The 20,078-nt window shown below is 54.5% G+C and carries 18 protein-coding genes and 3 pseudogenes; 2 read left to right on the forward strand and 19 right to left on the reverse strand.

The annotated features are described in order from the left end of the window. Nucleotides 1-86 precede the first annotated feature (86 nt). The 4 genes from BLU64_RS10260 to BLU64_RS10275 form a co-directional block, all read right to left on the reverse strand. Nucleotides 87-464, reverse strand: a complete 378-nt coding sequence (locus BLU64_RS10260) for a type II toxin-antitoxin system death-on-curing family toxin (protein ID WP_235195127.1) — start codon at nucleotides 462-464, stop codon at nucleotides 87-89. 62 nt (nucleotides 465-526) lie between these two features. Next, nucleotides 527-709, reverse strand: a complete 183-nt coding sequence (locus BLU64_RS10265) for a type II toxin-antitoxin system Phd/YefM family antitoxin (protein ID WP_051625583.1) — start codon at nucleotides 707-709, stop codon at nucleotides 527-529. Nucleotides 710-878: 169 nt separating this feature from the next. Continuing rightward, nucleotides 879-1,151, reverse strand: a complete 273-nt coding sequence (locus BLU64_RS10270; RefSeq protein WP_235195123.1) for a hypothetical protein — start codon at nucleotides 1,149-1,151, stop codon at nucleotides 879-881. Then, entirely contained in the window at nucleotides 1,138-2,004 is an 867-nt protein-coding gene (locus tag BLU64_RS10275; RefSeq protein ID WP_244888422.1) for a hypothetical protein, read from the reverse strand. Before BLU64_RS10275 ends, BLU64_RS10270 begins: the two co-directional genes overlap by 14 nt. 124 nt (nucleotides 2,005-2,128) lie before the next feature. Here BLU64_RS10275 and BLU64_RS17635 point away from each other — a divergent pair. Further along, nucleotides 2,129-2,365 (forward strand): annotated as a pseudogene (locus BLU64_RS17635) (hypothetical protein); the annotation flags it as partial. A 14-nt stretch (nucleotides 2,366-2,379) separates the two neighbouring features. Here BLU64_RS17635 and BLU64_RS10285 read toward each other — a convergent pair. From BLU64_RS10285 to BLU64_RS10295, 3 genes and pseudogenes are all read right to left on the reverse strand, one after another. Beyond that, nucleotides 2,380-3,303, reverse strand: a complete 924-nt coding sequence (locus tag BLU64_RS10285; protein ID WP_051625584.1) for an SIR2 family protein — start codon at nucleotides 3,301-3,303, stop codon at nucleotides 2,380-2,382. Between the two features lies 1 nt (nucleotide 3,304). Continuing rightward, nucleotides 3,305-4,336, reverse strand: coding sequence for a DUF4365 domain-containing protein (locus BLU64_RS10290; protein ID WP_157755386.1), 1,032 nt, complete (start codon nucleotides 4,334-4,336; stop codon nucleotides 3,305-3,307). Between the two features lie 437 nt (nucleotides 4,337-4,773). After that, nucleotides 4,774-5,207, reverse strand: a pseudogene (locus BLU64_RS10295) (recombinase family protein); the annotation flags it as partial. 67 nt (nucleotides 5,208-5,274) lie between these two features. Here BLU64_RS10295 and BLU64_RS17240 point away from each other — a divergent pair. Next, nucleotides 5,275-6,390: pseudogene (locus BLU64_RS17240) on the forward strand (IS3 family transposase). 333 nt (nucleotides 6,391-6,723) lie between these two features. Here the strand turns inward: BLU64_RS17240 and BLU64_RS10310 are convergent. The 12 genes from BLU64_RS10310 to dgcN all read right to left on the reverse strand — a co-directional run bounded on the left by BLU64_RS10310 (nucleotide 6,724) and on the right by dgcN (nucleotide 19,835). Next, nucleotides 6,724-7,047 (reverse strand): helix-turn-helix domain-containing protein, encoded by a 324-nt coding sequence (locus BLU64_RS10310; RefSeq protein WP_026743891.1) that lies wholly within the window; start codon nucleotides 7,045-7,047, stop codon nucleotides 6,724-6,726. A 103-nt stretch (nucleotides 7,048-7,150) separates the two neighbouring features. Then, a complete protein-coding gene (locus BLU64_RS10315; protein ID WP_074728610.1) occupies nucleotides 7,151-8,014 on the reverse strand; it encodes a YicC/YloC family endoribonuclease in 864 nt (287 codons plus the stop codon). A gap of 243 nt (nucleotides 8,015-8,257) precedes the next feature. Then, a complete protein-coding gene (locus BLU64_RS10320; protein ID WP_026743893.1) occupies nucleotides 8,258-9,166 on the reverse strand; it encodes a LysR family transcriptional regulator in 909 nt (302 codons plus the stop codon). A gap of 406 nt (nucleotides 9,167-9,572) precedes the next feature. Next, nucleotides 9,573-10,535, reverse strand: a complete 963-nt coding sequence (locus BLU64_RS10325; protein ID WP_175527812.1) for an isoaspartyl peptidase/L-asparaginase family protein — start codon at nucleotides 10,533-10,535, stop codon at nucleotides 9,573-9,575. A 91-nt stretch (nucleotides 10,536-10,626) separates the two neighbouring features. Then, nucleotides 10,627-11,448, reverse strand: a complete 822-nt coding sequence (locus tag BLU64_RS10330; protein ID WP_074728613.1) for a M55 family metallopeptidase — start codon at nucleotides 11,446-11,448, stop codon at nucleotides 10,627-10,629. Nucleotides 11,449-11,458: 10 nt separating this feature from the next. Beyond that, the gene (locus BLU64_RS10335) at nucleotides 11,459-12,517 is read right to left on the reverse strand and encodes a DmpA family aminopeptidase (protein ID WP_074728615.1); all 1,059 of its coding nucleotides are present in this window, start codon (nucleotides 12,515-12,517) and stop codon (nucleotides 11,459-11,461) included. 10 nt (nucleotides 12,518-12,527) lie between these two features. After that, complete coding sequence (locus BLU64_RS10340; protein WP_026743897.1) at nucleotides 12,528-13,427, reverse strand: ABC transporter permease subunit; 900 nt, start codon at nucleotides 13,425-13,427, stop codon at nucleotides 12,528-12,530. An 11-nt stretch (nucleotides 13,428-13,438) separates the two neighbouring features. Next, nucleotides 13,439-14,359: an ABC transporter permease gene (locus BLU64_RS10345; RefSeq protein WP_074728616.1), complete on the reverse strand. Its 921-nt coding sequence runs from the start codon at nucleotides 14,357-14,359 to the stop codon at nucleotides 13,439-13,441. Nucleotides 14,360-14,376: 17 nt separating this feature from the next. Further along, nucleotides 14,377-15,918 carry a glutathione ABC transporter substrate-binding protein gene (locus tag BLU64_RS10350; protein ID WP_026743899.1) on the reverse strand — a complete coding sequence of 514 codons (1,542 nt, stop codon included), beginning with the start codon at nucleotides 15,916-15,918 and terminating at the stop codon, nucleotides 14,377-14,379. 41 nt (nucleotides 15,919-15,959) lie between these two features. Next, nucleotides 15,960-17,837, reverse strand: a complete 1,878-nt coding sequence (locus tag BLU64_RS10355) for an ABC transporter ATP-binding protein (protein ID WP_074728618.1) — start codon at nucleotides 17,835-17,837, stop codon at nucleotides 15,960-15,962. Nucleotides 17,838-17,857: 20 nt separating this feature from the next. Continuing rightward, on the reverse strand, nucleotides 17,858-18,823 hold the full coding sequence (dgcA, locus tag BLU64_RS10360) for an N-acetyl-D-Glu racemase DgcA (protein WP_026743901.1): 966 nt from the start codon (nucleotides 18,821-18,823) through the stop codon (nucleotides 17,858-17,860). A gap of 4 nt (nucleotides 18,824-18,827) precedes the next feature. Beyond that, nucleotides 18,828-19,835, reverse strand: a complete 1,008-nt coding sequence (gene dgcN, locus BLU64_RS10365; RefSeq protein WP_074728678.1) for an N-acetyltransferase DgcN — start codon at nucleotides 19,833-19,835, stop codon at nucleotides 18,828-18,830. Nucleotides 19,836-20,078 lie beyond the last annotated feature (243 nt).

A 20,078-nucleotide genomic window follows, 5' to 3' on the forward strand; every position in this document is an offset into this window, starting at 1 on the left:
TGGGTCAATGTGAAGCCAGTTCAGTTCAACCCGATTAGCCATGTTGGGGAGATTTGTTAGTTAAAACGGTAGGCAATGCGTGTTAATCAACGGGGAAGTAGACTGGTAGAAATGGCGTTATCCATCAAATCCCGTAGATGTTGGGCTAACGGGATAACGGTTTTTTCTCCCGTGGCGGCTTCTACGGTTAAATTTTCCAACGCATTATCGTTATCACGTATTTTGACACCATTACGGTAGAGAAAGGTCATGGTAACGAAAAACGCGGTTCGTTTATTACCATCATTAAAGATATGACCCCGAGCGATAGCTATCCTGTAAGTGGCCGTAAGCTCAAAGATATCCGTTATGCCTTCACAGTCCGCGCGATTCTGTACCCGATAAATGAGTGCTTCGGCCCTACCGGGATCAGCAATGCCCGCGACGCCGGGAAGCCGTTGTAATATTCGGTCATGGAAAGCGATAACTTCCTAAGCGCTAATCCATATCATCTGTTTGTCAGTGCCTCTACCGTGTGGCCATGACGTTACATAATCTCTTCGAACTCCGCATCTAATTTAGCGTTCTGGTATGCCTCGAATTCAGTTTTGCTGATGACCACAGCTGAACTGCCATCGCGACGAGTAATTTCAACGGATTCGCCATGAGTGGCTGCATCTAGTACTTCTGAAATGTTGGCTCTAGCCAGAGTTGAGGTGTAAGTTCGCATGATGTGTCTCCTTAAATGTATATCTCAACTGTACATTTCATGCTGCTTTATACAAATGAAAAAATATCTCAATAAGATCATTTTTTGTCTATGCAACACCTAACGTAATATTAATAAATTCACAAAAAAACAGGGCTAACCTGTGTATGCTCCGTATAAAAAAGATTATTTATCTAACCTTTTTAAAAATAATTAGAATCAATATTACACTAATCGGAAAGCCAATTAATACCACCGAACGCATAGAGTCCATAGACTCCCTCATATCCGCTAATATCGCAAAATGATATTCAACTGATACTGTTTTATCAGATAAAAAAACCATCCTTTCTTTATCTTGAACATGCCCAAAAGAAACAAGAGCGATACTGATAAAATAAAAAAAAGAGACAAGAAGAATACTGCCCCATCGAATCAAAGCCTTGCATTTAGTTGTTAACATCATAAGCTCCATCGAATAATCCACCGACAGTTCCACCGGAATAAGGTGAAATTTCCCCTATCCCAGAAACGACTTCAGATACGCCCCTTAAAATGACATCTTCACTCACTGGTGTATAGTTATCAGTATTAGGATATTGTTTTTTGAATTCATTCGTCATATCGACAACAAGCATGGAGTTCTCTTTACTCTTACTTACTAAATACCTTCGAAATGATACTGGAATTGAAAAATCTTCTTCATAATTAACATTTATCTGAGAGTTAGTGGTATATCCACCCTTAAAGATTTGTGTTCCCGCTATTTTCACGCCTTTTGTTGCATGAGTAGTACAATTAACCCCTGTGACGTCATATTGATCTATTGTTCGACCATTTATTTTAGTATTTTCTCCCATTTTTATGGTTTCTTTCACTTTACTTCCTGAACGCCATAATTTCTCAAAGTACATCCTTGCAATCACTGGATCCGCATCTGTAATGAGAAAAACCTTAGCTTCCGTTTGGTATAGTTCTTCTCGATAATATCTTCTGGCATCTTCAAACTGCAAAAAATTAAGAATACCATCTCCGACAACCCCAGCAACACCAGACCGCCTACCAAATCGGCCATAAGTGAAAACAGAAGCATTATTCCGCTCGTGAACAGAAACAAATGCGTGTCCCGTCCCTTTAATCTCGGTCCAGACAAAAACACCATTTTCTAACGGATTATGTTCTTTTTCACATTCCTGAATCGGGTCAATCCACTCCCCTTTTGGTGGCGTTAAGTAAACCGGGTCATCCCTAAAGTAGCTTTGGGGTTCGGGCTTAATATTTTCCCGTGGATTCTGCCACAATCCTAATACGGCCATACTGCATAAACTTTTCATGCTCCACTAAACCGACTCCATCTGGTTTGATTGCCATGGAATTCTGCCACAAGTGGATGATTTATCATAACCCCCACAGCCTGAATCGTCCCGGTGACCTTCTTCCGTAAAAAAGTGCAAACAGGTAATGTATGAAAAAGCGACAATTTGGCATGTGTGGAAGGAAAGAGAAACGCAGCCAGTATTCAACATCTACCTCTGACATGACGAAAACGAACGAACTATTCAAATGTTCGGACAACAAGCTAAAGCAATTAACAGTCTTAGGATACAAACACCGCTTCAGTATTTTTGTGTTTTCAACGCCAATACCGGGGAAGTAATCGCAGCTTTATTTGAATGAATTAAGCAACCTGCTCATAATATTTCGAACCACTTTTCAGTAAAAACAATATCATTTAAGGGGTTGATAATCTCTATTGATGCCGAAGGCCAAAGAAATTTGGCCTCATCAACTTTTGGAAAAGGATCTATCAAAATTACCTTTTTTAAATTTGAGCCATTTTCCCTTAGTAGATTTAGCAAAGCATTATCATACGCATTAAAAGAAAAGCCAAAAACAATTAAGACTTTGCTATTCGCTAATGCATTCCTAGCAAATGACCAAACATCTAGCAATTCAAGCGGAGGTTCTTTTTCAGGAGCAGGGGGGACAATTAGAGATTTCCCTGTCCTACCAGGTTTTCCGCTGGTGTATTTATTATATTTGTCCCACGATAAAGAGCCATGTAATTTAGCAAGCAGGATCTCGCCAGTAACTCTCACATCTGAATTTTGCCAAGGAAATTGTGGATTTCTTCCTCTTCCAACTAAAATTTCATTTTTTATACCATAATTAAACCCAGAGCAACCCAGGGTATACTCGACAATATTATCATAATTACAAGTGATGATATTTTTTAAACCAACCCCCTCTAACTCAGTAAATAAATTACGTAAAAAAACTATCCTTTGATTTTTTTTCACAATCTTTTCATCGAACATAGCAGCAGAATACCCACCGCGAATCCTTGTAATGAATGGTTCAGTTAATCTTCTATTAACATACCAAACAACTCTACTCCTACGATGAGAAGATTTATTAACACACCAATAAACAAAATTCTCGTATGTTGCTTCCGGATTTTTTTGTATCCAGGCAGACCAATCCTCCTTAATTAGATGGAGTTTTTTCTCTTCTGAGGCAGTAAGGTAAGAAATGTTAAAATCAAAAAGCTGACTTACCAGTGGCAAATCGAAAGCCCATTTAGAAAAACCGGCCCCTAAAAATAGGGAAATCATATTACAACAACCTCTTATTACTAATCATGTCCCATAAATCTTGACGTTCATATTCGGATAAAGATTCAATCAATTGAATAGCAACAACATTCACATCATTACTCAAGTTATTATTGAAAACAATACTTTCTAACCTTAAATATATGTCGGGAATATGTCTCATTATATCACATATATGCTCTGCCACATGCTCACAACAATCATCCAATGCAACTTTCACTGAAAATATCATTTTGATTAACTGGACATCATTAAGCAAAGACAATCTTTTTATTAGGTATTGATAGCGAAAATCACTTTTTCCCTCGGGGAAATATAAACTTAATCTATAACCAGCACCGGCAACAATTCTGTCATCATAAAGAAGGGAAAGAAAAGTATCTAAGAGTTCATCCCATGCAGTATGAGATGAGATGGTGCTCAAATTTTTAAAGGAATCTTTCTCTTTATTTTTATTCGGTTGAGGCATGGTTAAGTAAGAGAATTTAATAAAATCTTTTTTAATTCTTGTTAATTCAGCGCTATCAATAAGTGTTTGCAAGCTGTCAGAGTCTAATGAGTGTTCTTGAATCGAAAGATTAATTACCCATGGCCCTTTATTGGTAAGCCTGTCCTTAGCTATATCGCTCAAATTAACCCAAACACCTTTTTCATCCTCAGGATCATAGACGACACCTATGATAGGTAAAGTGCATCTAGACCAATATTCAAAATGAGCTTTATCACTTTTGAAAGAATAGCGACCTGAACTTGTTTTAAAACTTTTCCCTGTTTTTATTTGAACTCCTATCATTGCTCCTGTAGCAATATTTCCCACTTGGGGCTCAATAAATGCATCTATACCAACATCAAAAATCCTAACTGGACGGTAAATTACTTCTTGTTTGCTACATAGATATTGTAAAAAAGCTGAGCCGAGCTCACCAATGTGGGATTCAGAACTTACTCTTGTCATAAAAAAATACCTAGCAGAATTTAATTTTTTGATAATTACTTCTACAAACCTCACATTCACTTTGGTCTCTTTTTTCATTAGTCGTTCTATATGAAACTCCATAATGATAAAAGTTCTTGACCTGACCACATTTTGGACATAACTTGAGAATCTCTCCATTTAGAGTCCCACATAGATTGGTTATTCTCAGTCCTCTACCTTCATTTTCATGTGAAGAGTCATAACCATTCACCTTTATTGGCATCCCAGACAAATCAAAAAAATCATAATTACCAGTTAGACAAAAATCTGATAATTGAGTTATCGAAAACGAATCATTTTCGTTCGAAATTAATATTTCGCTATCTAATCTCACAGGAAGAACAATCGACATTTACACCTCCTATAATAATTACTATGCTCTTATCTCATTATGACGATCATGAGCTACTCAGTAAATCTACAGCACCATCATAAATGGCATCAATCTCATCCCTCTCATGTTGTGACGCCCTGCTCCCGTTTAAGGGCATGTTTGACGCTATAGTCGCTCTAGTAACGCCATATTCTCGTGCTAACGCACTGACACTTGGATCCGCCATTTTTTCTCTAAAATCGCGCCACGGTCTTCCCAACTTCTGCCTTCCGCTTTTGCTCGTGACAGCCCCGCCTGAGTGCGTTCTATTAGCAAGTCACGCGCCATCTCCGCAACTGCGACCAGCATAGACAGTAGCAGCTTACCAGTAGTTGAGGTGAGATCCGTATTGCCAAGCTGGTGGAAGATCACCTTGATGCGGTGATCAGATAACAGTCGGACGGTCTGGAGCACATTAATAGCATCGCGCCCCAAACGATCGAGTTTTGCAACAACCAGCGTTTTGCCTGTTCGAATTTTGCCAAGCATTTCAGCAAACACCTTACGCTGAATTGCCGGAACTTTCCCACTGACCACATCAGTAAACCAAAAGTCGTGATCCTAACCAGCAATAGTGGACACGCGACTAAGTGAGTAAACTCTCAACCAGCGGTGATTACTCGTGGCAAAACTAGTATCAACCACTAAACCGTCCCGTAAACTGTACACACCCGAATTCCGCGGTGAAGCTCTCAAACTTGCTGTGCGCATTGGTATGGCTGTCGCTGCCCGCGAACTTAGCCTGTATGAATCGCAACTCTATAACTGGCGCAGCAAATGACGTTTTCCGACAGGGAAAACAAGCAGGCCGCTGAAACTGCCCACCTGAAACGCCAACTGGCAGAGCGCGATGAAGAACCGTCTATTCTCAAAAGGCCGCGACATACTTCGCGAAGCGCCTGAAGTGAAGTATGTCTTTATCGATAAACATCAGGTTGAGTTTAGTATCAAAGCCATGTGTTGGGTGCTACGTGTGGCCCGCAGCGGCTGGTATGCATGGCAAAATCGGCGCACCGTGACAGCGTTCGTCGGCAGTTCAGGAGCCGCTGTGACAGCAGCCGTGCATGAAACTTTCTGGCAGGCAAAGCAACGCTACGGCGCTCCCTGTCTGGCCGATGAACTGCATGCTCAGGGTTACTGCTACAACATGAAAAGCGTGGCTGCCAGCCTTCGCCTTCAGGCCCAGCGGGCAAAAGCTGCACGCCGGTTCAGCCCGGTCAGTTATTGTGAGCATGGTCTGCCTGTATTGGAGAATCTACTGGAACAGGATTTTTACGCCAGCGGTCCTAATCAAAAATGGTCGGGTGATATCATGTACTAACGTACTGATGAAGGCTGGCTTTATCTGGCAGTCGTCATCGATCTGTGGTCGAGGGCCGTTATCGGCTGGTAATGTCATCAAGGATGACAGCACAACTGCGCCTGCAGTGCATTACAAATGGCGTTGTGGCGGCGTAAACGGACGGAAACTGTCATCGTCCACACAGATCGCGAAGGGCAGTACTGCTCAGCGGATTATCAGGCATTGCTGAAGCGGCATAACTTGTATGGGCTTAAAAGGTTGTTGCTACGATAACGCGTGTGCGGAAAGCTTTTCCACTCACTGAAAGTAGAATGTATCCACGGCGAGCGTTTTATCAGCCGGGAAATAATGCGGACGACGGTATTTAATTATATTGAATGTGATGACAATCGCTGGCGTCGTCACAGTGCTTGTGGCGGTCTCAGCCCGAAATAATTTGAAAACCAGAACCTCGCTTAGGACTGTGTCCACATTACGTGGGTAGGATTAACTTACCTCGACACCTTAGGCCTGTATCCCGTTTTTTCTGCGTGAAGCAACGGCTTTTTGCAAGTACAACACTCCTATAAGCTGGCGCAATCGTCTGCGGCCTTCAATTGTTAACGAATGCCTCCATGATGCATTAGTTTCACTTCATACAGCGCTTACGTGATAGCAATGTGGTGCTGGTGGGAAAATAACCGGGAGCTGCGTAATGGCTGATTTGAGCCGTAGTCTGTTTTTTATTAGCCGAGGGAAAGGGGGAGGAAAAAACAGCCTTTAGCGACGCTATTCAGCCCGGCTTTTTACCATCGCCAGGATCTCTTGTTTTTCCTCATTGGGTAACGCCTGAAACGCCAGTATCAGTTCGGCCAGCTCGTCATCGGCGGTATAAAAATAAGCGACCGGTAATTCCAGCACCTCTGCCAGCAATTGGATCGTCTCAATGTTGGCCTGATGTATGCCTCTTTCATAGCGATTGATGCGCGTACTGGCGACAAACTCATCTATCCCGGCATCAATACCAAGTTGTTTTTGCGAAAGTCCTTTGGCATTGCGCGCCTGCTTAAGCCGTTGACAAAAAATGTCCTGATAATTAAGTCTTGTTTTCATGACTACGAAAATCGTAGTTTTTGCCTGAGCTGGATACTACGAGTATCGTAGTATCCATGTCGTTGGTATCTTTGGAGTGGCAGTCAGTAGAACAGGGTGGAAATTACTCAATATTCTGAATCTGTTCCCGCATCTGCTCGATCAGCACCTTCAGCTCAATGGCGGAGGCAGTGATGTCGGCGTTGATGGATTTGGAGGCCAGCGTGTTGGACTCGCGGTTGAACTCTTGCATCATGAAGTCCAGGCGGCGGCCGACGGCTTCGTGCTTGTTGAGTATTTTGTAGGTTTCCTTCACGTGCGCTTCTAAACGGTCCAGCTCTTCAGCGACGTCGACGCGTTGCGCCATCAGCACCAGCTCCTGCTCCAGCCGGTTGTTCTCCAGCTGCACCTGCGCGTCTTCCAGTTTGCTGACCAGCTTTTCACGCTGCCATTGCAGGATGTTCGGCATATGCGCGCGAACTTTGGCGACTTCGGCGCTAACGCCCGCCAGACGCTGTTCGATCAGCGCTTTCAGCGCGTTGCCCTCGCTTTCACGCGCGGCGATGAAGTCATCCAGCGCGGCGTTCAGCGCCTGCATCAGTTCGGCGCTGATGGCGTCCAGATCCTGCTCTTCCGCCGCCATCACGCCCGGCCAGCGCAGGATATCGACCGGGTTGATTTCCCCTTCGTCGCTCTGCATCTTGACCCACTGCGCGGCTTCAACCAGCTGTTTCGCCAGTCGTTCGTTCATAATTAACGAACCCTGCGCGCGGGGATCCAGTTCAAAACGCAGGTTGCATTCGATTTTGCCGCGCGTCAGCCGGTTGCGGATACGTTCGCGCACCACGGGTTCCAGACTGCGGAACTGCTCCGGTAAACGGATGTAAGTTTCCAGATAACGTTGGTTGACGGAACGCAGCTCCCAGGCTGCGCTTCCCCACTCGCCTTTAATTTCTCGCCGTGCGTAAGCGGTCATGCTACGGATCATCGGTGCATACCTGTCAGAAAAATGATGGAAGGATTATAACGTCGCGGGATACGGCATGATAGCAAAAGCGGTCCGGCGTGAAGGAACAGGGCGGGTTCGCGGGAAATGCGAGAGGGCCTCTCCCTGGCGTCAGATGGGCGCGTCAGTCGCCGTACAGCGAAATAAAGCCGGTGAATAACAGGCTGATCCACCGGCGCTTTTGCGGGTACATACTGCGTTATGAGATAGCGTAGGCAAGAAAACTTACGCCGCGAGTAGGAAAGAGGCGCACTGATTGGCCAGCTCGGCGCATTTGTGTTTCAGCACCTGTTTTAGCTGTAGCGCCTCACGTGACTGCGGCGTGTCGCGACGGCTGATCATCATCACCTCGAACGGCAAGGGCTGAATAATCGGGACAATTTTCAGTTGGTCGGTGTAACGGCGCGCGGTGAACAAATCCACAATCCCGGTGCCGCCGCCAGCCAGCACCATATCGGCGATGACGGAATAGGTTTTGATAAACAGGGAGGCGGCGGGTTGCAGGCCACGGTCGTTGAGGGCGCGATGAACCACCCGGCCCAACGGGTCTTGCTGCTGCATCATTAATAAGTTGTTCTGACACAGCCACTCTAGCGAGACGGGGCCTTGGTGCGGGTTATCTTTCGGCAGTAACGCGACCATCGTGGACTGGCACAGCGGTTCGGCGACCAGATCGGACGGCACCTGCTGACCGAAGACCAACGCCAGATCCAACTGATGTTGCTGGATCTCCTGACACAACGTGCTGAAGTGTTCGGTCACCAGCTCCACGTTCACCCGCGACGACTGTTGATGAAAGGCCACCATCGCCGGCGCGACAATCATCTGGCCGAACGCATGCGCCGCGCCCAGACGCACCGTCTGACTTTGTCCTTTGCGAATTTGTTCCGTCAGGGCATTGATGGACTGGAGCTGTTCATGCAGCGCCTGTACCTGCGGGATCAGTCGGTGGCCTTCGTCCGTGACGACCATGCCTTGCGTGCGGCGCTCGAACAGGGCAAAGCCAAGCTGTTGCTCGGCGTGGTTCAGCACCCGGCTGACGTTCGGTTGGGAGACATTCAGTAAGCGCGCCGCGCCGCTAATGGTGCCGGCCTGAAGAATGGCCTGAAAAACTTCGATATGGCGTAGTCGCATAGTCTGAACCTTAAGTCATTTTGCCACGTGTGGCGGGTGGAAATCGAACCGTCGGAGGCGAAACGCATCAAACTGACTGTTGCAAATGCAACAATTACGCCATGTCGTTATGACTTAGGATAGAAAAGGGCGAAGGCCAGCGATGAAGGGAAGGGATCAAAGAGGGCGGCGAGCGGGCGTCGTCGGTAGGGCGTGTTGATTTTCTCCATGATGGTGCGGCTTTACTGACTGACAGCACGGTTTGCACCAAAATGGTGAATTCAGTTGGGACTGATGTCATCGGAGAAGTAGGCAGGCATGACTATGCTATTTGCCCCGCTATTTTTCGGCTGTTGGGCGGAAGACGGATGCTACCGGCTTCCTGACGGATGAACGCGCTCGCCCCATCGGGGGCGAGCATTTACATTCACCGATAGATCTCGACCACCGGTTCTGCGCCGACGTAGCCATAGCCGCGGTACATCCCTTCGCTGTTGAAGGTCAGCGCGATATTGCCCGCATGGTCGACGGCGATCAGGCCGCCGCTACCGCCGAGCGCCAGCACTTTATTCATCACGACCCGTTCGGTTGCCTGCGCCAGCGGCAGCCCGGCGTACTCCATCAGCGCGGAAACGTCGTAGGCGGCTACCGTCCGCATAAACACTTCGCCGGTGCCGGTGCAGGACACGGCGACGGTCCGATTGTTGGCGTAGCAGCCCGCGCCGATGACGGGGGAGTCACCCACGCGGCCGATCTGCTTGTTGGTCATGCCGCCGGTGGATGTCGCGGCCGCCAGATTGCCCGCCGCATCCAGCGCCACGGCCCCGACCGTCCCGTATTTATGGTGCGGATCAATCGGATCGCCGCCGGATAGGTTGCCTGCACCGTCATGATCCAACACGATCCCCCCGCCGTTCGCCTGCGCCTGTAGCAACTGCTCATAGCGGTCGTCGGTGAAGAAGAAGTCTGACTCGACCATCTCCAAACCGTGCTGCTGGGCGAAGCTTTCCGCGCCTTCGGCGGTAAACATGACGTGCGGACTGTGTTCCAGCACCTTGCGCGCGGCCAGTATCGGGTTGCGGATGTGGCTGACGCCCGCCACGGCGCCCGCGTCCAGCGTCCGCCCGTCCATGATGCTGGCGTCTAGCTCGTGTGTGCCTTCGTGGGTCAATACCGCGCCTTTGCCGGCGTTAAACAGGGGGCACTCTTCCAGCCGCCGTACGGCTTCGGTGACCGCATCCAGCGCGCTGCCGTTGTGAGCCAGCACGGCCTGACCGCTGCGGACGATCTCCTGCAACGCGGCGCGATAGCGCTGTTCTTTCTCACTGTTCATCGCGGCACGGGCGATAGCGCCAGCGCCGCCGTGGATCACAATCACCGGTTTCATGATGTTCCTCGTCGGGAGCCGGAGCGCGTTGTGATTTGCCCGCGCTCCCTGTCTGCGTATCGGCCTGACGATGTCGTCAGACCGAGCGTTGGATTTAGTTCTGGGTCGAGGCCAGATAGGAGAATGCGCACAGCAGATTGATGATCTCCGCCATATTAGGCGCGCTGTAGCTGACGGTGATCGCATCTACCCGCTCGACGTGGGGGATCAGGCAGAATAGGTCGGCCATCACCGGCTTCGCCACCATAATCTCCAGACGATAAGGCGGCTGTAGACGCGTCGTTTGCTCCTGATGCGCCTGCTGGACGGCGTGGGTCGCCGCCTGGCTAATGGCGTTGCGGGCTTCTTCCGGACTCAGGGACTCGGCCGCCGTCTGGGAAATAGCGCGTTTCACACAGGCGTAGCCGGTCGCGGGGTAGTAGCGTTTAATCCACTGCTGCAAGACGTCGTCGCCGCTAACCAGCCACAAAGGCGTATCCAGCTCTGCGCCCGCTGCGGCGTAAATATCGCTTTCTCCCATCACTTCGCCGTTGATTTTGACGCGGTAGAAGGCCCGGCTGTTGATGGTGTGCGCCAATACGCCGAGCTCCCCGGCGGCGCTGTGATAGCCGATGAACATCAGCCCGTCGAACGGACTTTCCTGTAGACCTTCCACCATTGACAGTCCGCGCGGTTTGCCCTGCACCAGACGGGCGCGTGGGTCGATATTGTCCGCTCGCAGGTTGGTCATGGACGCATGGCTGTCGGCGACCACCACTTCGCTGGCACCGCCGGCGAAGGCGCCTTCGATGGCGGCATTGACTTCCTGTTCCATCAGCGCGCGCGCCAGCGCATATTCCGGGTGGCCGGGGCTGCACTGCTCCGGGCGCATCACGCCGGCAACGCCCTCGATATCCGCTGAAATAAAGACTCTCATGATAATTTCCTCACTCAAAAATGTGTTGCGCCAGCTTGTCCAGCACCTGCGGTAGCGCCGGGCGGAAATGGTCGCGGAAGCCGGTGACGGGCTCTGCCTGTAACAGCGCGTCCAGCACCGCATGTTCGGTGGCGTCCGCCGCCGCGCTGAGCAGCGGCTCCAGCCGTTCGTCGTCGGGCGGCTCCGGTGTCGCACAGGTAGAAAATGCGACGGCGATATCGCCAGAGCCGTGACCCCAGTAACTGCCCAGCCGTCCCAGACCCGCGCCCGCCCGTTTGGCGATACGGCTGAGCTGACGAGCGTCCAGCGGCGCGTTTGTCGCCATAATAATGATGATAGATCCCGCATCGCGCTGTGGCGCCAGTTCGGGCAGGAGCGGAGCGATAGCTTGTCCCATCGGGACACCGTCCAGCGTCAGCGAGGCGAGGGTGCCAAAATTCGCAAGCACCAGCACGCCGAGCGTTGCGTCCAAATCGATGATGTATCGCGATGCTGTGCCGATGCCGCCTTTGAGGCCGAAACAGCTCATCCCGCGTCCGGCCCCGACGCTGCCACGAGCGAAGGCCGTAGCCGCATCGTCGAGCGCCGACTGCGCCATCGCTTCGGTCACGGCCAGCGCCTGAATATCATTGAGCCAGCCGTCGTTGCACTCTAGTGCGAGCGGATTGACGGTCGGCAGTGAACGGCCCAACTCGGGGTTGCGGCGGATGGCGTCGCGCACCAGCGTGGTAAACAGCGTCCCGACCGCCAGCGTGTTGCTCAGCAGGATCGGGGTGTGCAGCTGTCCCAGCTCTTCTATTTGCACCAATCCCACCGGTTTGGCGAAGCCGTTAAGCACCGCCGCGCCGCAGGGTAGGGGATGGACGAACAGGTTGCCGCCGGGCGGCACGATGGCGGTGACGCCGGTTTGTATCTCGCCCTGCGCCAGCGTGCTGTGGCCAACGCGAACGCCGGGCACATCGCTGAGCGCATTGTGCGGACCGCTCATAAATCGCGGGGTGCCCAGTTGGCGTTCATCCCGCCAGCGCTGTAGCAGCGCGTTCAGCCGCGCCTGTTGATAAGCGCTCATATTCGCCTCCTCACCCGTTGAGTTTGGGGTCAAGCGTGTCGCGCAGCGCATCGCCCAGCAGGTTGAATGCCAGCACCGAGAAGAAAATGGCGAGGCCGGGGAATACGCTGACGTGCCACTGTCCGGCCATCATCATGCTGCGGCTCATCGCCAGCACGTTGCCCCACTCGGGGACATCCGGTTCCGGTCCCAGACCGATGAAGCTCAGGCTGGCGGCGGTCAGAATGCTGGTGCCGATGCGCATGGTGAAATAGACGATCACGCTGGACAGCGTGCCGGGCAGGATGTGGCGCAGCAGGATAATGCGGTCAGGCGCACCGGCGCAGCGCACCGCTTCGACGTAGGCCGCCTGCTTCAGTGACAGCGTCGAGGCGCGCACGATACGGGCGAAGACCGGCACGCTGAACACGGCGACGGCGATAATCACATTGTTCAGCCCCGGCCCGAGGATGGCCACGACCGCGATCGCCAGCAGCATACCGGGAAAGGCGAACAAAACGTCCGAACCGCGCATGATCAGCATGTCGACCCAGCGGCCGTAGTAGCCCGCCAGCAGACCCAGCGCGATGCCCGCCAGCATGCCCAGCGTGACGGAGAAAATACCGATATAGAGCGAGATGCGCGCGCCGAAGATAATGCGGCTCATCACATCGCGGCCCAGATCGTCCGTGCCCATCCAGTGGCTGGCGGACGGGGGAGAGGCTAGCGCCATCCAGTCCGACTCCAGCGGGTTGTACGGCGCGAGCCAGGGCGCGAATACCGCCACCAGCACGAGAAACAGGATGAATCCGCCCGACAGCATCGCCATCGGATTGCGCCGTACGGCTTGCCAGAAGTCGCGCCACGGCGAACGAATGGTCGACGGGTCCACGGGGGAGGCGGCTACGGCAGGTTCAGTAGGCAGTGTCATGGTCGTCGCTCCTAACGCAGGCGGATGGCTGGGTTGACCACCGCATACAGCAGGTCGACCAGCAGGTTAATCACAATGAATTCAAAGACGAACAGCATCACCAGCGCCTGAATCACCGGCTGGTCTTGCGTCTTGATGGATTCGATCAGCAGCCAACCGAGGCCGGGCCAGCTGAATACGCTTTCCACCACGATGGAGCCGCCGAGCAGGAAACCAAACTGTAGCCCGAGCATGGTAATGACCGGGATCAGCGCATTGCGCATGACGTGTTTCCAGACGATCAGTCGGCTACGCAGCCCTTTGGCTCTGGCGGTGCGCACGAAGTCTTCCTGCATCACCTCCATAAAGGCGGAGCGGGTAAAGCGGGCCATCACCGCCGCCACCGACGCGCCCAGCGTCAGCGCCGGAAGGATCAGGTCGGACGGCTGGTTAAAGCCGCCGACGGAAAAGACGCCGAACGGCATGGCGACGAACTGGATCAGCAGCAGCCCGAGCCAGAAGGGGGGCATCGAAATGCCGCCCACGGCCAGGCTCATCAACGACCAGTCCTGCCAGCGGCCGCGCTTCAGCGCCGACAGCACGCCGATCAGCAGACCGAGCACCACCGACCAGGCGAATCCGGCTAACGCCAGATACAGCGTCGGCATGAAACTCTTTTGAATGACGCTAAGTACCGGCTGCTGGGTGCGGTAAGTCACGCCCAGGTCGCCGTGCGCCAAACCGCCGAGCCAATTGAGATACTGCTGCGGCAGCGGATCGTTAAGCCCCAGATGCTGGCGGGCGGTTTCCACCGCTTCTACCGTGGCGTCGGGACCGGCGTAGAGCCGTGCCGGATCGCCCGGCAGCAGCTTGATAAAACCGAACACCAACAGGGAGACCACCAGCAGTACCGGGATCATTTCCAGCAAACGTCGAATTAAATAGGCAAACATGGCGCTCCCCTGTGTGATTACTTGAACTGAGCCTGATCAAAGATCAGCGAACCATCGGCCAGCATGTAAACGCCAGACAGATTTTTGGCTTTACCGACCAGATTGTCCGGCGCGCCCAGGAAGACGACGGGCGCATCTTTCCAAATCAGCTTCTGCGCTTCGGCGTAAGCGGCGGCGCGTTTGCCCGCATCTGCGGTGGCCAGACCGTCGGCGATAGCTTTATCCGTGGCCGGGCTGCTGTAGTAAGAGACGTTGTAGGACGTCGGCACCCAGGATTCGGTGGCGTACAGCGGACGCAGCGCCCAGTCGGCATCGCCGGTAGACGGAGACCAGCCGTTGTAGAACAGGTCGTATTCGGCTTTCTTCGGATCGGTCACGCCCCACAGCTTCTGGTCGCGCATCCCGGAGTCCATCGGCGTGACGGTCACTTTGACGCCGACCTGCTCCAACTGCTGCTTGAAGAACTGTGCGCTGCGGATGTAATCGGTGCGGTTGGTGGTCCACAGTTTCAGCGTCAGGCCGTTGCCGTAGCCCGCTTCCTTCAGCAGCGCCTTGGCCTTGGCCGGGTTATAGCTGTAGTTGGTTTCGGTCTGCGGCTGGAAGAACTGCACGTTCGGCGCCATCGGCGACTGGGCGGTCGTTCCCAAACCGGCGAAGCTGACTTTCAGCCAGATATCGCGGTTGATGGCGTAGTTAAGCGCCTGACGCACGCGGACGTCTTTCAGCACCGGGCTTTGGTTGTTCATCGCGATCCAGTACAGGTAAATTCCGGCGTCGCTCTGAATGGCCAGCTTGCTGTCGCTTTTCACGGTATTCACCAGATCGGACGGTAGCGGATAGGCCACGTCGGTCTGACCCGCTTTCAGCGAGGCCACGCGGGTAGAGTCTTCCGGCGCGGGGTAGAAGGTTACGCTGTCGACTTTTGGCCAGCCCTGTTGCCAGTAGTGGTCGTTTTTCACCAGCTTGACGTCTTTGCCCTGCTGCCATTCGCTGAATTTGAACGGGCCGGTCCCGACCGGATGTACGCGCAGCTGGGCTTCGTCGGGATACTGTTTCAGCGCCGCCGGGCTGTGCATAACGGCGGACGGGTGCGCCAGCGTGTTGATGAACGCGCCGAAGGATTCGTCCAGCTCGATTTTGACTTGCGACGGCGAGAGCACCGTCACGCTTTTGATCATCTTGAACAGGCTGTTGCGTTTCAGGCCTTTGCTTTGGTCGCTCAGGCGATCCAGGTTGGCTTTTACGGCCTCGGCATTAAACGGCGTGCCGTCCTGGAAGGTCACGCCGTCGCGCAGCGTAATGGTGAATTCGGTCGCGTTGTCGTTGCTGGTATAGCCAGTGGCGAGTCTAGGCACCAGTTTCATCGCGCTGTCGAACTGGAACAGGCGCTCAAAGATGCCGCTTTGTACGGAGTAGCTCAGCGTATCGGACGTATCGTGCGGATCGAGCCCGGTGATATCGGCATACATGGAGACGCGTAAATCCTGCGCCTGGGCGGCGGCCGCCAGACACAGGGATAGCCCGAGTGCGACGGTGGAACGGCGAAGTCGTAGTTGCATGGTGTCTCTCCTGCGTGATGTTGTGATTCGAATAAGCGTTTTTATGCGTTGTTTTCGTGAATACTGACCCAGTGGTGCGGCGCGACCCGGCGATACGTCGCCTTGGCGACCTTCTCGCTGGCTTTTTTCAGCGGGGAAGGCATTTCGCTGTCGTCCCACTGACGTTCGCTGCGTCGCAGGGGATCGGCCACCGGCACGGCGGACAGCAGGCGGCGGGTATAGGGGTGCTGCGGGTGATTAAACACGGACTGCCGGGGTCCGATTTCCACAATCTGCCCGAGGTACATGACTGCGACGCGGTTGGCGATACGCTCCACCACCGCCATATCGTGGGAGATAAAAATCCACGACACGCCGGTCTTCTGTTGTAAATCCATCATCAGGTTGACGACCTGCGCCTGAATGGACACGTCGAGCGCGGACACCGCCTCGTCGGCGATGATCACTTCCGGTTGCAGCGCCATGGCGCGGGCGATGGCGATGCGCTGGCGCTGTCCGCCCGAAAATTCATGCGGATAGCGCTGGGCGTGCTCCGGCTCCAGACCGACGCTTTTCAGCAGCGCCTGCACCTGCGGCGTCGCCTCTTCCAGCGACTTCACCAGCCCGTGCAGCATCAGCGGTTCGGCGATAGTAAATCCCACGGTCAGACGTGGGTTGAGCGAGGCGTAGGGATCCTGAAACACCATTTGCATCTTGCGGCGCAGCGGTTGAAACGCTTTGTCCCGAATCAGCGACACCTCTTTGCCCTGAAACTGAATGCTTTCGGATTCGCTGTCGACCAGCCGCAGCAGCGCGCGTCCGGTGGTGGATTTGCCGCAGCCGCTTTCGCCGACAATCGCCAGCGTTTCGCCCGGCCAGACGCTGAAGTCGATCTGCTCCACCGCGTGGACGTGGTGCGTGACGTGGGACAAGATGCCGGTGCGTACCGGGTAGTAAACCTTGAGGCCGCGGATATCCAACAGCGGCGGCGCGTCGTAACGCGCGGTGATGTGGTCGCTTTCAGGCGTTTTCTGGCTCTGGCCCAGCAGCGGGAAGCGGCGCGGCCAGCGGCTGTTTTCCATGTCGCCCAGTTTCGGAACGGCGGCCAGCAGCGCCTGGGTGTACGGGTGCTGCGGCGCGGTGAAAATGGTTTCGACCGTCCCCTCTTCGACCACTTCGCCCCGGTACATCACCACGACCCGGTCGGCGATTTCCGCGACGACGCCCATGTCGTGGGTGATAAACAGGACGGCCATGTCGCTTTGCTGTTGCAGGTCGCGCAGGATTTGGAGAATGCGCGCCTGCACGGTGACGTCCAGCGCCGTCGTCGGTTCATCGGCGATCAGCAATTGCGGATCGCAGGCCAGCGCCTGCGCGATCATCACCCGCTGACGCATGCCGCCGGACAGCGAATGCGGGTAACTGTTCATCACCCGATCGACGTCGGCGATACGCACCTTGCGCAGCAGCGCCCGGGCCTTGCCGTCGGCGGCGGCCGCATCGCAGATCTGATGATCTAATAGCGCTTCGGTCAGTTGATCCCCCACCTTAAGCACGGGGTTCAGGGAGGTCATCGGCTCCTGAAAAATCATCGCCATTTCCCGGCCGCGCAGTTGGCGGCGAGCGTCGTCTTTCATGGGCAGCAGCGAGTGCTGCTCGCCGCCGCGGGTGGTGAAACGAATATCCCCCCGCTCGATGCGCGCAGAGGGGGCCAGCAGGCCCATGACCGTCAGCGAGGTCACCGATTTACCCGAGCCGCTTTCACCCACCACGGCCACCACTTCCCCCTTGTTGAGCGTGAACGAAACGCCTTTCAGCGCCAAATGGTTGCCGGATCGGCCGTTGAAACTGACGCTCAGGTCGTTGATTTCCAGCACCGGACGCGGTGCGCTGCCGGATGCTATGGCGGTGGTCGGCTTTGTGGACTGGGTATCCGTCATCGTCACTCCGGTGTATGCGGTTATAGCCAAATGCGGCCGAGGTTATAGGTCAGGTAAGGGGCGCTGTCCGCCGCCAGCCAGATGGGGCCGTCCAGATCAACATGGATGGCGCTGAGCGTGACCGGTAGCGCGGCTTCCATCGCCAGCGAGGAGCCGAGCATGCAGCCGATCATGATGCGCAGACCGCACCGCTTGGCTTCATTGACCATCGCCAGCGCTTCGGTCAGGCCGCCGCACTTGTCGAGCTTGATGTTGATCATCTCGTAGCGATCGCGCAGCGCGGCGATATCTCCGCCGTGATGGCAGCTTTCATCGGCGCAGATCGGAATGGCGTGGATGAAATCCGCCAGCGCGCCGTCTTCTCCGGCGGGCAGCGGTTGTTCCACCATCGCGACACGGCAGGCGGCGAGCTGCTGAAGCAGCGGCCCCAGATCGTGCTCTCCCCAGGCTTCGTTGGCGTCGACAATCAGCGTCACGTTGGGCGCCACCTGACGAATGGCCGCCACTTTCTCCACAATTTGCTCGGCGTTCAGCTTGATTTTTAGCAGCAGCGCGCCGCGGGATACCGCGTCAGCTGCGGCCTTGACCATGTTTTCCAGCGTGTCGAGGCTCAGCGTTTCGGCGGTGATGACGGACTGCGGCGACTGAATGGCCAGATGCTGCCACAGCGTCTGTTTGTTCAACGCCGCGTTGAGCCGCCACAGCGCGCAGTCAATCGCATTGCGCGCCGCGCCCGGCGGCAGTAAAGATTGCAGGTCGGTCAGTGAAACGCCGCGTTCTACGGCATCCCGCACCGTTTCCAGCTGCCGGACGACGCCTTCAGGCGTTTCCTGATAGTGGGCTGTCGGGGTGCATTCGCCGCGGCCGATAAAGCCGCGTTCTTCCAGCGTGACCCGCACTACGGTGACCGCCGTGCGCGTACCGCGAGAGATGGCGAACGGACGAGCCAGGGGCAATTCCACGGTTTCGATCTGCATCTGTCGCATTGGCTTACTCCTGCTCTTTCAACAGCGCGGCGATGTCCTGCATGCCGAAACGGACGGAGTCGGTCGCCGGCACGCCAAAGCGTCGACTGATCTCCTGGCAGTACTCACGCGCTTCCTGTTCAGTGTAGTGGGAGGTGTTGATGGCGAAACCGGCCAGCTTCACCTCCGGGCTGGTGACGCGCGCGGCGCGCAGGTTGGCATCCACGCACTCCTCCAGACTCACCATCGGCTGGTGCGGCAGATGACGCATGTGCGGACGGCCCATTTCGTGGCACATCACCAGCCAGTGCGGCTGCGCGCCGTGGATCAAGCCGGTGCTGACGCCCGCGTAAGAGGGGTGGAACAGGGAACCCTGACCTTCCACGATATCCCAGTGATCTTCGTCGTTGGCGGGGGACAGCGCTTCGGCGGCTCCGGCGATGAAGTCGGCGATGACCGCATCAATCGCGATGCCTTCGCCTGCGACCAGCACGCCGGTCTGGCCGGTGGCGCGGAAGTCCGCCTTCATGCCCAGATCGCGCATCGCCGCTTCCAGCGCCAGCGAGGTGTACATTTTGCCGACGGAGCAGTCGGTGCCAACGGTCAGTATGCGTTTACCGCTGCGTTTTTCACCGGAGCCGACGGACAGTGCCGGACGCATGTGGCGGATGTCGAACAGCTGTACCTGATGCTGCTCTGCCAGCGCTTGCAGGCCCGGGACGTCAACCAGACGCTGGTGCAAACCGTTGGCGACATTCATGCCGGCCTCAATCGCGGCGCGTACGGTGTCCAGCCAGTGTGGCGGCAGAAAACCCCCGGCATTGGCCGTGCCGAGCACCAGCGTTTTAGCGCCTCGCTCAGCGGCGGCGGCGATATCCAGATCGTCCAGACCCAGCGAAAGGGTGCTGCCCGGCAGGCGCAGTTGGCCAACGCACTGCTCCGGACGCCACGCGTGGATGCCGCGTGCGGTTTTAATCGCCAGAGGGTCGGTCACGTCGCCAAGGAAAAGCAGGTAAGGTTGAGGGATCAGCATCATGTCGTTTCTCATCGTTAATGGAATAGGGCAGAACCTTCGGGGCTCGGGGGATGTCGACGCGAACCGGTTTCCATCCGGCGAACCGCTTGTGTACCGTGTCGGCCCGACGTTGCGCTGTTGTCATCTTCTGCGTCGTTCGTGCCTGCCGGGAGCCAGTTCTCTGCCTATGACTATTTCACGATGCCTGCGTGGTGACGAATACTTGTTTGTCGGTGGGGTATAGCCTGAGGGTATAGGTGA

Source organism: Lonsdalea quercina, from assembly GCF_900107885.1.
Taxonomy (GTDB): domain Bacteria; phylum Pseudomonadota; class Gammaproteobacteria; order Enterobacterales; family Enterobacteriaceae; genus Lonsdalea; species Lonsdalea quercina.

Bases quoted from the DNA above. Each gene is read 5' to 3' on its own strand.
- BLU64_RS10270 (WP_235195123.1), bottom strand. From the start codon at position 1,151: ATGTTAACAACTAAATGCAAGGCTTTGATTCGATGGGGCAGTATTCTT.
- dgcA (WP_026743901.1), bottom strand. From the start codon at position 18,823: ATGCGACAGATGCAGATCGAAACCGTGGAATTGCCCCTGGCTCGTCCG.
- BLU64_RS10355 (WP_074728618.1), bottom strand. From the start codon at position 17,837: ATGACGGATACCCAGTCCACAAAGCCGACCACCGCCATAGCATCCGGC.
- BLU64_RS10285 (WP_051625584.1), bottom strand. From the start codon at position 3,303: ATGATTTCCCTATTTTTAGGGGCCGGTTTTTCTAAATGGGCTTTCGAT.
- BLU64_RS10335 (WP_074728615.1), bottom strand. From the start codon at position 12,517: ATGAGCGCTTATCAACAGGCGCGGCTGAACGCGCTGCTACAGCGCTGG.
- BLU64_RS10275 (WP_244888422.1), bottom strand. From the start codon at position 2,004: ATGGCCGTATTAGGATTGTGGCAGAATCCACGGGAAAATATTAAGCCC.
- BLU64_RS10345 (WP_074728616.1), bottom strand. From the start codon at position 14,359: ATGTTTGCCTATTTAATTCGACGTTTGCTGGAAATGATCCCGGTACTG.
- BLU64_RS10315 (WP_074728610.1), bottom strand. From the start codon at position 8,014: ATGATCCGTAGCATGACCGCTTACGCACGGCGAGAAATTAAAGGCGAG.
- BLU64_RS10340 (WP_026743897.1), bottom strand. From the start codon at position 13,427: ATGACACTGCCTACTGAACCTGCCGTAGCCGCCTCCCCCGTGGACCCG.
- BLU64_RS10310 (WP_026743891.1), bottom strand. From the start codon at position 7,047: ATGAAAACAAGACTTAATTATCAGGACATTTTTTGTCAACGGCTTAAG.
- BLU64_RS10320 (WP_026743893.1), bottom strand. From the start codon at position 9,166: ATGCGACTACGCCATATCGAAGTTTTTCAGGCCATTCTTCAGGCCGGC.
- BLU64_RS10290 (WP_157755386.1), bottom strand. From the start codon at position 4,336: ATGAAAAAAGAGACCAAAGTGAATGTGAGGTTTGTAGAAGTAATTATC.
- dgcN (WP_074728678.1), bottom strand. From the start codon at position 19,835: ATGCTGATCCCTCAACCTTACCTGCTTTTCCTTGGCGACGTGACCGAC.
- BLU64_RS10350 (WP_026743899.1), bottom strand. From the start codon at position 15,918: ATGCAACTACGACTTCGCCGTTCCACCGTCGCACTCGGGCTATCCCTG.
- BLU64_RS10265 (WP_051625583.1), bottom strand. From the start codon at position 709: ATGCGAACTTACACCTCAACTCTGGCTAGAGCCAACATTTCAGAAGTA.
- BLU64_RS10330 (WP_074728613.1), bottom strand. From the start codon at position 11,448: ATGAGAGTCTTTATTTCAGCGGATATCGAGGGCGTTGCCGGCGTGATG.